Below are 14,987 nucleotides of genomic sequence, written 5' to 3' on the forward strand. Positions count from 1 at the left end.
CATGCCGCAACGGCGATGCGCCTCCCCGTAGCGTGGCCCTCACGTGGTCGGCATCCGCTGATCGTTTCTCCCTCCGCCCCGGCGGACACCCGATCTCGAGCAGGTGCTTTCATCGCTTCAACCGCCACCGAGTCGCGTCTCGGTCCCGTCCGCCAGACATACGCCGGAACAGCGGAGTTCCCCCCGATGGCGAAAGCGTTCACCGACGTCTCGCGCATCGTCCGCGAAACGGGGTTGCTGCACCGGACCCACGCCTTCTACGTCATGGTCGGCATCGCGCTGACGCTCGCCTTCGGCGGGGCAGTGACCGGATTCATCCTGCTCGGTGACAGCTGGTTCCAGCTGCTCATCGCCGGGGCCCTCGGCATCATCTTCACTCAGGTGGCCTTCCTCGCCCACGAGGCGGCGCACCGGCAGATCCTGAGCTCCGGTCCCGCCAACGATCGTCTCGCGCGCATCCTCGCGGCCGGTGTCGTCGGCATCAGCTACGCCTGGTGGACCGGCAAGCACACGCGTCACCACGCGAACCCGAACCGCGTCGGCAAGGACCCCGACATCGAGATCGACACGCTCTCGTTCATCGAGACGGATGCCGCATCGGCTCGCGGCCTGCGCCGCGCGATCACGAAGCGTCAGGGCTGGCTGTTCTTCCCCCTCCTCACCCTCGAGGGCCTCAACCTGCACTTCCTCGGCCTGAAGTTCCTCTTCACCGAGAAGGACGTGAAGGCGCGCTGGCTGGAGATCGGCATGATCGTCCTGCGTCTGGCCGTCGTCCTCGTCCCGGTGTTCCTGCTCCTGCCCCTCGGCATGGCGTTCGCCTTCGTCGGTGTGCAGCTCGCCGTCTTCGGCGTGTACATGGGCGCGTCGTTCGCCCCGAACCACAAGGGGATGCCGGTCATCGCCCCCGACGCGAAGCTCGACTTCTTCAGCAAGCAGGTGCGCACCTCCCGCAACATCCGCGGCGGCTGGTGGGCCACCTGGCTCATGGGCGGTCTGAACTACCAGGTGGAGCACCACCTGTTCCCGAACATGCCCCGCCCGCACCTGTCGAAGGCTCGCGAGATCGTGCGCGAGCACTGCGCGACCCTCGGGGTTCCGTACACGGAGACGAGCCTCGGCCGGTCGTATGCGATCGTCATCGACTACCTGAACCGCGTGGGCCTCGCCGCCCGCGACCCGTTCGACTGCCCGATGACGGCGGAGTTCCGCCGGGGCTGAGGCTCAGACGGGACCCGCGTCAGCGGGAAGAGCGCCGAGGAACGGTTCGGGATCGAGCCGCTTCCTCGGCGCTTCGTCGATTCTGGCGCGGAGGTCGGCGTCGACACTCCCGACGTAGAGCCAGCCCATCAACAGCTCGTGGTCGGCGAGACCGTGGAGCGCGCGCACCTCGGGGGAGTTGACCGCGAGGCCTGTTCGCCACATGACGCCCCATCCGGCCCGCCAGAGCGCGAGCTCGAGCAGGTGCGCGGCGCCCGCGGCTGTGGCGTGCTGCTCCCAGACGGGCACGGCCGGGTGCGCCTTCGGGCTCGCGACGACCGCGATCAGCAGGTCGGCGCGGAACGGCTTCGTGTTCCGCTCCCCGGGCTCACGGGTGGTGCCGGCGGCGGTGTCGAGCGCGTCGCCGAGGCGGGCGCGGTCATCGCCGCGCAGCGCGAGCAGGCGCCAGGGGCGGAGGGCCTTGTGGTCCGCGACAGGGGTCACTGCGGCGAGCAGCTCGCGCAGCTCGTCGTCGGTCGGAGCACCCGGCCCCACTTTCGCGAGCGACCGCCGCGTCGCCATCGCCTCGAGGACCGGATCGTCGAACGTCGCCATCCCTCCATCCTCGTCGCTTCCGAGGCGGGTGTCGCCGAGGCGGGGTAGCGTCCCGGTCATGACCTGGCCCGCCCATCACCTCTCCCGCACGATCGAGCGCCCACCGCGCGAGGTGATCGCGTTCGCCGGTGACCCCGCGAACCTGCCGCGGTGGGCGGCGGGGCTGAGCTCCGGCATCCGGAACGATGGCGGCCACTGGCTCGCGGACTCGCCCCTGGGGGACATCGAGGTCGCGTTCGTCGGGCCGGTCGAGGCGGGCGTGCTCGATCATGACGTCCGTCTTCCGGACGGCACGGTCGTGCACAACCCGCTGCGGGTGCTGCGCAACGATGCCGGCAGCGAGGTGGTCTTCACGCTGTTCCGCCGTGACGGCGTCACGGATGCGGAGTTCGCTGAGGATGCCGCGGCGATCGAGGCCGACCTCGAGACGCTCCGGGCGGTGATGGAGAGCTGACCGGGCCTTCCCGTGCCGGGGCCGCGGTGTTATCGTTCGACTGAGTTATCAATCGATAACTGAAGCACTCTCCCGGAGGTGCCGTCGACGATGACAGCCCCCACGACGTATCCCGACCTGGTCGCCGAGCTCGAGCGGCGTCGCGCTGAGGCCGCCCGCGGCGGCCCCGAGCGGGCGCGCGAGCGGCACACCGCCCGCGGCAAGCTGCTCGCCCGCGACCGCATCGACACCCTGCTCGACGTCGGCAGCCCCTTCCTGGAGGTCGGTGCGCTCGCCGGTGTCGACCTGTACGACGACGAATGCCCCTCCGGAGGCGTCGTCGCCGGCGTCGGACTGATCCACGGCCGGCACATCATGGTCGTGGCGAACGACGCGACGGTGAAGGGCGGCACGTACTACCCGATCACCGTCAAGAAGCACCTGCGAGCACAGGAGATCGCCGCCGAGAACCGCCTGCCGTGCGTCTACCTCGTCGACTCCGGCGGCGCGTTCCTGCCCATGCAGGACGAGGTGTTCCCCGACCGCGACCACTTCGGGCGCATCTTCTACAACCAGGCGCGGATGTCGCGGGACGGCATCCCGCAGATCGCGGCGGTCCTCGGGTCGTCCACCGCCGGCGGCGCCTACGTGCCGGCGATGAGCGACGAGACGGTCATCGTCCGGAACCAGGGCACGATCTTCCTCGGCGGTCCGCCCCTCGTGAAGGCGGCGACGGGAGAGATCGTCTCGGCAGAGGACCTCGGCGGCGGCGACCTCCACACGAGGGTCTCGGGCGTCACCGACCACCTCGCCGAGAACGATGAGCACGCGCTGCAGATCGTCCGCGACATCGTCGCGACGCTCCCCGCCCCGGCACCGCTGCGCGAGCAGCCCGAGCCCGTGGTCCCTCCCGCCGCCGATCCGGCCACCCTCGTCGACGTCGTGCCGGTCGAACTCACCACGCCGTACGACGCCCGCGAGATCGTCCACCGCCTCATCGACGGCGGTACGTGGCACGAGTTCAAGCGCGAGTACGGCGAAACCCTCGTCACCGGCTTCGCCCGCCTGCACGGACACCGCGTCGGCATCCTCGCGAACAACGGTGTCCTCTTCGGGGAGTCGGCGCTGAAGGGCGCCCACTTCATCGAGCTGTGCGACCAGCGCGGCATCCCGCTCGTGTTCCTGCAGAACATCACCGGGTTCATGGTCGGCCGCGAGTACGAGTCGGCCGGCATCGCCAAGCACGGCGCGAAGATGGTGAACGCCGTCGCGTGCGCGTCGGTGCCCAAGCTCACCGTCGTCGTCGGCGGCTCGTTCGGCGCCGGCACCTATTCGATGTGCGGCCGCGCCTACTCGCCGCGGTTCCTGTGGCTCTGGCCCGGTGCGCGGGTGTCGGTCATGGGCGGGCCGCAGGCGGCATCCGTCCTCTCGACCGTCCGCCGCGAGCAGATCGAGGCGCGCGGCGAGGAGTGGTCGGCGGAGGACGAGGCGGCGTTCCAGGCGCCGATCCGTGCGCAGTACGAGGAGCAGGGGAGCCCGTACTACTCGACGGCCCGCCTGTGGGACGACGGCATCCTGGCCCCCGCCGAGACCCGCGACGCGCTCGGTCTCGCCCTCGACGTCTGCCTCCGAGCCCCCTTCGACGCGCCGGGCTACGGCGTCTTCCGGATGTGATGCGCATGTTCTCGACAGTCCTCATCGCGAACCGTGGCGAGATCGCGTGCCGTGTCATCCGCACGCTGCGGGAGCTCGGCATCCGCTCGGTCGCCGTCTACAGCGACGCGGATGCCGGCGCCCGCCACGTCGCACTGGCCGACGAGTCCGTGCGCCTCGGTCCCGCGCCCGCCGCGCTGAGCTACCTCGACATCGACGCGGTGATCGCCGCGGCCCGCGCCACGGGGGCGGAGGCGATCCACCCCGGGTACGGGTTCCTCTCCGAGAACACCGCGTTCGCCGCGGCGTGCGAGCAGGCGGGGATCGTCTTCATCGGGCCGAGCGCCGACGCCATCCGCACGATGGGCGACAAGATCGCCGCCAAGCACGCCGTCGACGCCCGCGGCGTGCCGACCGTGCCGGGCGTGGCGCGCGCCGGCATGACCGACGACGAGCTGATCGCGGCCGCTCCCGAGGTGGGCTATCCGCTGCTGATCAAGCCTTCCGCGGGCGGTGGCGGCAAGGGCATGCACGTCGTGACGGATGCCGGGGGCCTTCCCGCGGCGCTCGCCGCGGCGCGACGCGAGGCGGGCGCGAGCTTCGGCGACGACACGCTGTTCCTCGAGCGCTACGTCGACACCCCACGGCACATCGAGGTGCAGGTCCTCGCCGACGCGCACGGCACCGTCGTGCACCTGGGGGAGCGGGAGTGCTCGCTGCAGCGCCGACACCAGAAGGTCATCGAGGAGGCGCCGTCGCCGCTTCTCGACGAGACGACTCGGGCCCGGATCGGGCAGGCGGCGTGCGAGACGGCGCGGAGTGTCGACTACCGGGGCGCGGGGACGGTCGAGTTCATCGTCGCCGCCGACCGCCCCGACGAGTTCTTCTTCATGGAGATGAACACCCGCCTGCAGGTCGAGCACCCCGTCACCGAGCAAATCACCGGCATCGATCTCGTCGCCGCGCAGCTGCGGATCGCGGCGGGGGAGCCGCTCGGGTTCGCGCAGGTCGACGTGACACTCACGGGTCACAGCATCGAGGCGCGCGTCTACGCAGAGGATCCGGCCGCCGGCTTCCTGCCGACCGGCGGGCACGTGGTGGCCGTGCGACACCCGGCGGGCCCCGGCATCCGGGTCGACAGCGCCCTCGCCGACGGACTCGACGTCTCGGTCGACTACGACCCCATGCTCGCGAAGGTCATCGCGACGGGCGCCACCCGTGACGAGGCGCGGCGCCGGCTCGCCGCGGCGCTGGGCGACACGGCCGTGCTCGGCTTCGAGACGAACGTGCCGTTCCTCCGGGCGCTGCTCGAGCTGCCCGCCGTCGCCGCCGGCGACCTCGACACAGGGCTCATCGCGCGGGAGCTCGACGGGCTCCTCGCCTCGGACGATCCCGCCGACGTGCTCACCGAGGCGGCGCTGCTGATGGATGCCGCGGTCCCGCGCGCCGACGATCCGTGGCGGCGCGCGGACGGCTGGCGCCTGGGCTCGCCCGCACCGCGACGGTACCGGCTCGCGTCCGGCGGCGAGGAGCGGATCGTGGAGCTGGTCGGCGACGGGGTGATCGTCGACGGCGCGGCGGCCCCGGCATCCGTCCGTCCCCTCGGCGACCGAGTCGTCGTGCGCATCGGGGATCGGAGCGTCTCGCTCGTCGCGGCGGTCGACGGCGACGTCGTCTGGCTCTCGGCGGGCGGACGCGCGCACGAGGTGCGGCGCGTGCGGCTCGACCATCGCCGCGACGCGGATGCGTCGGCCGTGCCCGAACTCGTCTCGCCCATGCCGGGGGTGGTCGTGATGACCTCGGTCGCCGACGGGGCAGAGGTCGCCGCCGGCGACGCGGTGGTGGTCGTCGAAGCGATGAAGATGGAACATGTGGTGAGAGCGGAGGTCGCGGGCACCGTGGCGTTGCGCGTCGCGACCGGCGACAGCGTCGGCCGCGGGCAGACCCTGGCCGTCGTGACCCCGACCCCGGAGGAGGACGCATGAGCGAGGAGACCCCGCGGCGCATCGTGCAGCGCGGACTGTACTTCGACGAGCTCGAGGAGGGCGCCGTCTACGTCCACAGCCCCGGCCGCACCGTGACCGAGGCCGACAACGTGCTGTTCACGACCCTCACCATGAACACGCAGTCGCTGCACCTGGATGCCGCGTGGTCGGAGCAGACCGAGTTCGGCGACCGGCTGGTCAACAGCATGTTCACCCTCTCGACCCTCGTCGGGCTGTCGGTCGCGCAGCTCACGCAGGGGACGATCGTCGCGAACCTCGGGTTCTCGGAGGTGAGCTTCCCGGCGCCCGTCCGCCACGGCGACACGCTCTACGCCGAGACCGTCGTCGCCTCGAAGCGGGAGTCGCGCTCACGGCCGGGCCAGGGCGTCGTCGAGTTCGTGCACACGATGCGCAACCAGCACGACCAGGTCGTCGCGACCGCGCGTCGATCGACCCTCATGCGGATGTCGCCGGGGACGCCCGCATGAGCCTCGGTCCTGCGCTGCTGTTCTGTCCCGCCGACCGGCCGGAGCGGTACGCGAAGGCGCTCGCCGCGGCCGATGCCGTGATCCTCGACCTCGAGGACGCCGTCGCGCCGGCCGATAAAGCCGGCGCCCGTGAGGCGCTCGTGGCGGCGGACGTCGACGCCGCGCGCGTGATCGTGCGCGTGAACCCTTCCCCGACCCCCGAGCTGGCGCACGACCTCGACGCGTTGCGCGGCACTCCGTTCCGGCGGCTGATGCTCGCGAAGGCCGAGGAGACCGCCGAGGTCGACGCGCTCGACGGGTACCGCGTCATCGCCCTGTGCGAGACGCCGCGCGGGGTCGAGAACGCGGGCGCGCTCGCGCGGCATCCCCTCGTCGACGGGCTCATGTGGGGTGCCGAAGACCTCGTCGCGGGGATCGGCGGGCGCTCCAGCCGCACGGGTGACGGCGCGTACCGCGACGTCGCGCGGTACGCCCGTTCGCGCGTGCTGATCGCAGCGGCCGCTGCCGGGATCGATGCCATCGACGCGGTCCACCTCGAGATCGCCGACACCGCCGGGCTCGAGGACGAGGCGCGGGATGCCGCGGCCTCGGGGTTCGCGGCGACCGCCTGCATCCATCCGTCCCAGGTCGAGGTCATCCGGCGTGCCTACGCGGCGACCCCCGACGAGCTCGAGTGGGCCGAGACGGTGCTCGACGAGGCGACGCGGCAGCCCGGGGTGTTCCGGTTCCGCGGCCGGATGATCGACGAGCCGGTGCTGCGGCAGGCGCGTCGGGCGCTGTCGCGATGACCACCTGGCGGGCCACGCAGAAGGCGAACCGCCGCGCGGAGCTCATGACCTCGGCCGCGCGGCTGTTCGCCGAGCGGGGGTTCGCGGCGGTGTCGACCGGCGACCTCGGCGACGCCGTCGGTATGAGCGGGCCGGCCCTCTACCGCCACTTCGCGAGCAAGGAGGCGCTGCTGTGCGACCTGCTGCTCGATGCGAGTGAACGACTGCTCGAGGGCGGTCGCGCGCTGACGGCCTCGGGGGGTGAGGCGCGCGAGGTCTTCGAGGCGCTCATCGCCTTCCACCTCGACTTCGCCACGAGCGACGCGGACGTCATCCGGGTCCAGGATCGCGAGCTCGCGAACCTGCCGGTGGGCGTCAACCAGCGGGTGCGGCGGCTGCAGCGCGAGTATGTCCAGGAGTGGGATCGCCCGTTCGCCGCGCTCCGGCCGGACCTCGACGACGCCGAGCGCGAGACCAGGCTGCTCGCCGCGTTCGGACTGTTGAACTCGACCCCGCACTCGGCCGCGCCGAGCGGTGAGCGGGCGGGCGGCATCCTGGCCGGAATGGCCCGTCGCGCGCTACTCGACGACTGACGCGGGCGGCGATGACAGGATGAGGGGATGCCGCACACCATCGTCCTCACCGGTGCCGGATCGGGCATCGGACAGCTCCTGGCCGAGCGTCTGACCGAGCGCGGAGACCGGCTCGTCCTCGTCGCGCGCGACGCGTCGCGGGCCGCCGACCTGCAGTCCCGGTACCCGGGCGCCGGCGCGATCGTCGCCGACCTCGCGCGGCCCGAATCGCTCGCGGCGGCGGTCGCGGCATCCGATCTTCCCGAGGGGATCGACGCGATCGTGCACGCGGCGGGCGTCGTCGACCTCGGGCACGTCGCCGACCTCACGGTGTCGTCGTGGCAGGACCAGCTCGCCGTCAACCTCGTCGCGCCCGCCGAACTCACGCGGCTGCTGCTGCCGCGCGTGCGCGCCGCGCGCGGGCAGGTGCTGTTCGTCAACTCCGGTGCGGGACTGACCGCCCACCCGCAGTGGGCCGCGTACGCCGCGTCGAAGCATGGGCTCAAGGCCCTCGCCGATGCGCTCCGCGGCGAAGAGGCGGAGCACGGCGTGCGCGTCACGACCGTCTACCCCGGCCGGACGGCCACGCCCATGCAGGCGCAGGTCCACGCGCAGGAGGGCAAGGACTACGACGCGGATGCCTGGATCCAGCCGGCATCCGTCGTCACCGCCGTCCTCACCGCCCTCGACCTGCCCCGCGACGCCGTCATCACCGACCTGTCGGTCAAGCCCGGCCCGCGCTGACGATGCTTCGGGCGGCGACCGTCGAGGATGCCGCGGCGATCGCCGCGATCCACGTCGCCTCGCGCGCCGCGTACTACGGCGAGCACCTCGATCCGGCGGACGCGGCGCGCGATCGCGAGCCGATGTGGCGCCGACTCGTCGCTGAGGACGGGCGGGTCACCGTCGTCGCCGAGGACGAAGGGCTGACGGGGTTCCTGCACGTGCGGCTCGGGGAGACCCTCGAACTGGTGAGCCTGTACGTCCTGCCGGAGCTGTTCGGTCGCGGGGTCGGGTCGGCACTCCACGACCGGTTCGAGGAGATCCGCGGCGGTCGCCCGGCCGAGCTCGAGGTGTGGGACGGCAACGCACGGGCGAAGGCCTTCTACGCCGCGCGCGGCTGGCGGGCGACCGACCGCACGCGCGACGGCGTCACCGGCATCCCGTTCGTCACCTGGCGCCTCGGCGGCTGACGGCGCCCGCCCCCGGAGATCAGACCCGGACGACGTTCCGTATTCAGTCCGAGACGCAAGCTGCGGGCCACCCCGCGCCGTGGTTCCGGGAGTCCGGAGCCCGCAGCACCACTCGGGACTGAATATCGAACAGGCTCCGCCCGGCAGGCCGGTGATGTGCCGAGTGCAGGTCGAGTGCCCGATCCGGGTGGGGCGGTGACGCCTCCGCGGCCTCTCGTCCTGTGCTCGTCACGCGCGGCGAGAACCGGCGGGTCAGGAGACGGCCTGCGGGTTCGCCAGCACGCCTTCGAAGACCGCCTCGGCGGCGCCGATGAGCAGGCGGTGCTCGGCCAGGGCGGCCGGCAGGATCTGCAGATCCTCGCCGCAGGCCGGCATCGCCTGAGCGCGGACGGCGTGCAGGAGCGCATCGACGTCGAGGTCCGCGAGCACCGCGAGGAACCCGCCCAGCACGATCGCCGAGGGGTTCAGGACGTTGACCGCGTTCGCCAGCGCGGTGGCGAGGATGCGGCGCTGCCGGTCGACCTCTCCCGCGACCGACGGGGTGTCGATCCGCGCCGCGAGGGCCTCGCCGAGGTCGCGGTCGTCGCCGCGGCCGAGGCCCACGACCGACAGGAGGCGTGCGCGGCTGACCTCGTCCTCGAGCACCCCGTCGCGGGCGCGGCGGTCGGCGAGGGTCGCGATGCCGGGGCGGTTCTGTCCGATCTCGCCGGCGTAGCCGCCGGCGCCGACCACCGGCATCCCGTTCACGATGATCCCGCCGCCGATGCCGCTCGCACCGCCGTTGAGGTAGAACGCATGGTCGATGCCGCGCGCGGCGCCGAACAGATGCTCGGCGATGGTGCCGAGGGTCGCATCGTTGCCGACGACGACCGGGATGCCGGTGGCCGCCGCGACGAGGTCTCGTAGGGGCACGTCGACCCAGCCCAGGTGGGGCGCGTCGCGGACGAGCCCGTCCTCGATGCGGACGAGCCCCGGGACGGCGAGGCCGACGCCCAGGATGCGGGAGCCCGCGAGCTCGCCGCGGCGCCAGGTCGCGATCTGCTCCGCGACGAGGTCGGCGGTCGCCTGCGGGGTGAGGAGGTGGTCCTGCGGCAGGACGACGACGGCGCGGATGTCGCGGTCGAGGCCGACGGCGGCGATCTCGAGCGCATCGACCTCGGGGTTGACGGCGATCGCGACGACGGCGGGGTCCACCGCGACGACGGGGGAGGGCCGGCCGACCCGGCGCGACGGGTCGGGAGCGCGCTCGGCGACGAGGCCGAAGGACACGAGCGAGCCGACGAGATCGGCGACGGTCGACCGGTTGAGCCCGGTCGACTCGGTGAGGGCGGCGCGCGACTGCGGGCCCTCGCGGTGCACGATGCGGAGGATGCTGCCCAGGTTCGCGCGCCGCACGGATTCGACGGTTCGCCCCTGATCGGTCACGGACCCCACGATAGCCACCGGAAGGGGTTTGTCGCGGCGGCGCGCCTGGTATACGTTGCTGGCAACAACATTTTGTCCGGCTCGCGAAGGAGCGTCATGGTCACCCCCACCCCCGCAGACAAGTTCAGCTTCGGCCTGTGGACCGTCGGCTACAACGGCACCGACCCGTTCGGCGGCCCGACCCGTCACCCGCTCGACGTCGTCCACGCGGTCGAGAAGCTCGCCGAGCTCGGCGCGTACGGTCTCACCTTCCACGACGACGACCTGTTCGCCTTCGGATCGAGCGACGCCGAGCGCCAGCGTGAGATCGACCGCCTCAAGGGCGCCCTCGACTCGACCGGCATGATCGTCCCGATGGTCACGACCAACCTGTTCAGCGCGCCCGTCTTCAAAGACGGCGGCTTCACCGCGAACGACCGCGACGTGCGCCGGTTCGCCCTCCGCAAGGTGTTCCGTCAGCTCGACCTCGGTGCCGAGCTCGGCGCCAAGACCTTCGTCATGTGGGGCGGCCGCGAGGGCGCGGAGTACGACTCCGCCAAGGACGTCCGCCAGGCGCTCGAGCGCTATCGCGAGGCCGTGAACCTGCTCGGCGACTACGTCACCGACAAGGGCTACGACATCCGGTTCGCGATCGAGCCGAAGCCGAACGAGCCGCGCGGCGACATCCTGCTGCCCACGCTCGGTCACGCGATCGCGTTCATCGACTCGCTCGAGCGTTCCGAGCTGTTCGGCGTGAACCCCGAGGTCGGCCACGAGCAGATGGCGGGCCTGAACTTCACCGCCGGCATCGCCCAGGCGCTGTACCACGGCAAGCTCTTCCACATCGACCTCAACGGCCAGCGCGGCATCAAGTACGACCAGGACCTCGTGTTCGGCCACGGCGACCTGCACAACGCGTTCTCGCTCGTCGACCTGCTCGAGAACGGCGGCCCCGGCGGCATCCCGGCCTACGACGGCCCGCGTCACTTCGACTACAAGCCGAGCCGCACCGAGGACGAGACCGGCGTCTGGGAGTCGGCCGCCGCCAACATGCGCACCTACTTGCTCCTCAAGGAGCGCGCGCAGGCGTTCCGTGCCGACCCCGAGGTTCAGGAGGCGCTCGCCGCCGCGAAGGTCGACGACCTGTCGACCCCGACGCTGAACCCGGGGGAGAGCTACGACGACTTCCTCGCCGACCGTTCGGCCTACGAGGACTTCGACCCGAGCGTCTACCTCGGCGGCAAGGGCGCCGGCTTCGTCCGCCTGCAGCAGCTGGCGACCGAGCACCTGCTGGGCGCGCGCTGACGTGACCCTCGTGATGGGCGTCGACTCGTCGACGCAATCCTGCAAGGTCGTCATCGTCGACGTCACGACCGGAGCGATCGTCCGCTCCGGTCGTGCGTCGCACCCCGACGGCACCTCCGTCGATCCCGAGGCGTGGTGGTCGGCGCTGCAGAGCGCGATCGCGGATGCCGGGGGCCTCGACGACGTCGCGGCGTGGTCGATCGGGGGCCAGCAGCACGGCATGGTCGCGCTCGACGCCTCCGGCGCGGTGGTGCGCGACGCGCTGCTGTGGAACGACACGCGCTCGGGGCAGGCGGCATCCGATCTCACGATCGAGTTCGGCGCCGACGAGCTCGCCCAGCGCACGGGGCTCGTGCCGGTCGCGTCCTTCACGATCACCAAGCTGCGATGGCTGCGCGACGCGGAGCCCCACAACGCCGCCCGGGTCGCCGCGGTCGCGCTGCCGCACGACTGGCTGACGTGGCGCCTGCGCGGCTTCGGCCCGGGGGATCCGGGGCTCGACGAGCTCGTCACGGACCGCTCCGACGCGTCCGGTACCGGCTACTGGGACCCCGCGTCGGGTGAGTACGACCGCGAACTGCTGGCCGCGGCGCTCGGCCACGATGCGATCCTGCCGCGGGTGCTCGGTCCCCTCGAGTGGGTGACGGATCCGGGCGGACGTCGCGTCGGCCCCGGCGCCGGTGACAACGCGGGCGCCGCCCTCGGGGTCGGCGCGACGGCGGGCGACGTCGTCGTGTCGATCGGCACGTCGGGCACGGTCTTCGCCGTCAGCGACACCAGGACGATCGATCCGACCGGCACGGCCGCGGGCTTCGCGGACGCCACGGGACGGTTCCTGCCGCTCGTTGCGACCCTCAACGCCGCGCGGGTGCTCGATGCGACCGCGCGTCTGCTGGGGGTGGACCACGAGGGTCTCACCGAGCTCGCCGCGGCGGCCGAACCCGGCGCCGGCGGCGTCGTGCTCGTGCCGTGGTTCGAGGGGGAGCGCACGCCCAACCTGCCGACCGCGCGCGCGTCGATCGACGGGCTCTCGCTGGTCAACACGACGCGGGAGAACCTCGCCCGCGCTGCGATCGAGGGCATGCTCGCGGGTCTCGCGACTGGTCTCGATGCGATCCGGGGTCTCGGAGTCACCGCCGAGCGCGTGCTGCTCGTCGGCGGTGCGGCGCGGAACGCGGCGGTCGCCGCGGTCGCCGCGCAGGTGTTCGACGTCCCGGTGGCGGTCCCCGCGCCGGGTGAGTACGTCGCACAGGGCGCCGCGCGGCAGGCGGCGGCGGCGCTGACCGGTGCGTGGCCGGAGTGGGCCGTCGAGATGGACCGGGAGGCGGCATCCGACCCCCGTCCGGAGGTCCGCGAGCGCTACGACACCGTGGCCGCACGGCGGGCGGAGGAGGCCCGGTGACCCGTCGCGCGCTCATCGTCCGCGGCGGGTGGGACGGCCACCACCCGATCGCCGCGACGGACATGTTCGTCCCGTTCCTCGCGCAGAACGGCTTCGAGGTCGCGATCGAGGAGACGAACGAGGTCTACGCCGACGCCGAGCGGATGGCGGGGGTCGACCTCGTGGTGCAGGCGGTGACGATGTCGTCCATCTCGGACGACGCGCTCCGGGGGCTGCGAGCGGCCGTCGAGGCGGGGACGGGGCTGGCCGGCTGGCACGGCGGCATCGCGGATTCGTATCGCAGCAGCTCCGACTACCTGCAGCTCGTCGGAGGCCAGTTCGCGACCCACCCCGGGCGTCACCCCGACGACCGCCCGGGCGACGAGCGCGACAACTACCTCGATTACACGGTCGGGATCACCGAGCTGGGCCGCGGCCACGAGATCACGGCCGGCATCGACGACTTCACGCTGCACACCGAGCAGTACTGGGTGCTCCACGACGACCTGATCGACGTCCTCGCGACGACGACGCATCCGACGCAGGAGTACCACCCCTGGCACCGGCCGGTCGTCAGTCCCGCCGTCTGGACCCGGCTATGGGGCAGGGGTCGCGTCTTTGTCGCGACGCCCGGCCACACGCCCGAGACCCTCGCCGATCCGAACGTCCGCACCATCGTCGAAAGGGGACTGCTGTGGGCAGCCCGCACGCCGTAGGGATCGTCGGTCTCGGCGTCATTTCGACTCAGTACCTGGACCTTTTCGCACAGAGTCCCGCGATCCGGATCGCCGCGGTGGCCGACCTGCGGCCGGACCGTACGGCGGAGGTCGCCGCGGGCATCCCGGGCGCGCGGGCGCTGACGGTCGACGAGATGATGGCCGACCCCGAGGTGCAGACGGTCCTCAACCTCACCGTCCCCGCCGCGCACGCGGAGGTCGCGCACGCCGCGATCGCCGCCGGCAAGTCGGTCCACGGCGAGAAGCCGCTGGCGCTGACGGTCGCCGAGGGACGTGCGGTGATGGATGCCGCCGCCGCGGCCGGCGTGCACGTCTCGGCGGCGCCCGACACGGTGCTCGGCACAGGCATCCAGACCGCGCGCCGCCTCGTCGACGACGGGGCGATCGGGCGGCCGGTCGCGGCGAGCGCGACGTGGGTGTCGCCGGGTCACGAGCTGTGGCATCCCGCTCCCGGTTTCTACTACGCACCCGGCGGGGGACCACTGTTCGACATGGGGCCGTACTACCTGACGAGCCTCGTCCACCTGCTGGGGCCGGTCATCGCCGTCACCGGGGCCGCTCGCCGGGCTCGTGCGGAGCGCACGATCGCCACGGGCCCGCACGCCGGCGAGCGGATCGAGGTCGAGGTCGACACGCACGTGAGCGGGCTGCTCGAGCACGTGGGCGGGGCGGTGTCGACCGTCGTCACGAGCTTCGACGCCGTCCGGACGGCCGCCCCGCCGATCGAGGTGCACGGAGAGCGGGGGTCGCTGTCGGTGCCCGATCCGAACATGTTCGACGGCGAGGTCCGCCTCGCGGCGCTCGGTGAGGACGGCTGGCGGTCGGTCCCGGCGTCGGCCGGCTACGAGGGCTCCGGTCGGGGCATCGGGTTGATCGACGCCATCGCCTCCGGCGGGGCGGGTCGAGCCGGCGGAGCGCTCGCGCTGCACGTGCTCGACGTCATGGAGAGTCTGCTCCGCTCCTCCGCAGAGGGGCGACGGCTCGAGGTCGGCACGACGGTGGAGCGGCCGACCCTCGTCCCGCTCACCGCTGCCGCGGACTGGGCGCGCATCGCCGGCTGATCACCGCGCTGCGCCCTGACGACGCCGCCCCGCCTTCCGGCCGGGGCGGCGTCGTCGCGTGACCGGAACGTGATGTTTGACGGGTCCGCCGTCGAGCGTTATCTTCATATCGAAGCGGTTCGACGGCCATTCGCGGAAGCGCTTCGATCACGAAGGAGTGAGATGACCCGGCACATGTCCGAGCGCCCAGAGCGGC

The 14,987-nt window shown here is 72.4% G+C and carries 15 protein-coding genes; 13 read left to right on the forward strand and 2 right to left on the reverse strand.

Annotation, left to right across the window (positions count from 1 at the left end; translation table 11 throughout):
- Positions 1-15 precede the first annotated feature (15 nt).
- A complete protein-coding gene (locus H286_RS0108770) occupies positions 16-1,218 on the forward strand; it encodes a fatty acid desaturase family protein (RefSeq protein ID WP_020097851.1) in 1,203 nt (400 codons plus the stop codon).
- 3 nt (positions 1,219-1,221) lie between these two features.
- On the opposite strand, the gene H286_RS0108775 is transcribed toward H286_RS0108770, so the two are convergent.
- A complete protein-coding gene (locus H286_RS0108775; protein WP_020097852.1) occupies positions 1,222-1,812 on the reverse strand; it encodes a nitroreductase family protein in 591 nt (196 codons plus the stop codon).
- A 58-nt stretch (positions 1,813-1,870) separates the two neighbouring features.
- Here H286_RS0108775 and H286_RS0108780 point away from each other — a divergent pair, with 58 nt between their 5' ends.
- From H286_RS0108780 to H286_RS0108815, 8 genes are all read left to right on the forward strand, one after another.
- Positions 1,871-2,266 (forward strand): hypothetical protein, encoded by a 396-nt coding sequence (locus H286_RS0108780; RefSeq protein WP_018185666.1) that lies wholly within the window; start codon positions 1,871-1,873, stop codon positions 2,264-2,266.
- 90 nt (positions 2,267-2,356) lie between these two features.
- Positions 2,357-3,919 (forward strand): carboxyl transferase domain-containing protein, encoded by a 1,563-nt coding sequence (locus H286_RS0108785; RefSeq protein WP_028497454.1) that lies wholly within the window; start codon positions 2,357-2,359, stop codon positions 3,917-3,919.
- Entirely contained in the window at positions 3,919-5,883 is a 1,965-nt protein-coding gene (locus H286_RS0108790; RefSeq protein WP_020097854.1) for an acetyl/propionyl/methylcrotonyl-CoA carboxylase subunit alpha, read from the forward strand. The genes H286_RS0108785 and H286_RS0108790 overlap by 1 nt, the downstream gene beginning before the upstream one ends.
- Positions 5,880-6,371: a MaoC family dehydratase gene (locus tag H286_RS0108795; RefSeq protein WP_020097855.1), complete on the forward strand. Its 492-nt coding sequence runs from the start codon at positions 5,880-5,882 to the stop codon at positions 6,369-6,371. The genes H286_RS0108790 and H286_RS0108795 overlap by 4 nt, the downstream gene beginning before the upstream one ends.
- Positions 6,368-7,159, forward strand: a complete 792-nt coding sequence (locus H286_RS0108800; RefSeq protein ID WP_020097856.1) for an HpcH/HpaI aldolase/citrate lyase family protein — start codon at positions 6,368-6,370, stop codon at positions 7,157-7,159. The genes H286_RS0108795 and H286_RS0108800 overlap by 4 nt, the downstream gene beginning before the upstream one ends.
- Positions 7,156-7,731, forward strand: coding sequence for a TetR/AcrR family transcriptional regulator (locus tag H286_RS0108805; protein ID WP_020097857.1), 576 nt, complete (start codon positions 7,156-7,158; stop codon positions 7,729-7,731). The genes H286_RS0108800 and H286_RS0108805 overlap by 4 nt, the downstream gene beginning before the upstream one ends.
- Before the next feature lie 27 nt (positions 7,732-7,758).
- A complete protein-coding gene (locus H286_RS0108810) occupies positions 7,759-8,454 on the forward strand; it encodes an SDR family oxidoreductase (protein ID WP_020097858.1) in 696 nt (231 codons plus the stop codon).
- Between the two features lie 2 nt (positions 8,455-8,456).
- Positions 8,457-8,903, forward strand: a complete 447-nt coding sequence (locus H286_RS0108815; RefSeq protein ID WP_020097859.1) for a GNAT family N-acetyltransferase — start codon at positions 8,457-8,459, stop codon at positions 8,901-8,903.
- A gap of 252 nt (positions 8,904-9,155) precedes the next feature.
- On the opposite strand, the gene H286_RS0108820 is transcribed toward H286_RS0108815, so the two are convergent.
- On the reverse strand, positions 9,156-10,337 hold the full coding sequence (locus H286_RS0108820) for an ROK family protein (protein ID WP_020665436.1): 1,182 nt from the start codon (positions 10,335-10,337) through the stop codon (positions 9,156-9,158).
- An 87-nt stretch (positions 10,338-10,424) separates the two neighbouring features.
- Between H286_RS0108820 and xylA the strand changes: the two genes are divergently transcribed.
- From xylA to H286_RS0108840, 4 genes are read left to right on the forward strand one after another with little or no spacing between them, the layout of a single operon-like run.
- Positions 10,425-11,612: a xylose isomerase gene (xylA, locus tag H286_RS0108825; protein ID WP_020097861.1), complete on the forward strand. Its 1,188-nt coding sequence runs from the start codon at positions 10,425-10,427 to the stop codon at positions 11,610-11,612.
- Between the two features lies 1 nt (position 11,613).
- Positions 11,614-13,014 carry a xylulokinase gene (locus tag H286_RS0108830; RefSeq protein ID WP_028497455.1) on the forward strand — a complete coding sequence of 467 codons (1,401 nt, stop codon included), beginning with the start codon at positions 11,614-11,616 and terminating at the stop codon, positions 13,012-13,014.
- On the forward strand, positions 13,011-13,709 hold the full coding sequence (locus H286_RS0108835; protein WP_020097863.1) for a ThuA domain-containing protein: 699 nt from the start codon (positions 13,011-13,013) through the stop codon (positions 13,707-13,709). Before H286_RS0108830 ends, H286_RS0108835 begins: the two co-directional genes overlap by 4 nt.
- A complete protein-coding gene (locus H286_RS0108840; protein WP_020097864.1) occupies positions 13,688-14,791 on the forward strand; it encodes a Gfo/Idh/MocA family protein in 1,104 nt (367 codons plus the stop codon). The genes H286_RS0108835 and H286_RS0108840 overlap by 22 nt, the downstream gene beginning before the upstream one ends.
- Positions 14,792-14,987: the final 196 nt, after the last annotated feature.

Source organism: Microbacterium sp. 11MF (assembly GCF_000383475.1).
Classification (GTDB): domain Bacteria; phylum Actinomycetota; class Actinomycetes; order Actinomycetales; family Microbacteriaceae; genus Microbacterium; species Microbacterium aquilitoris.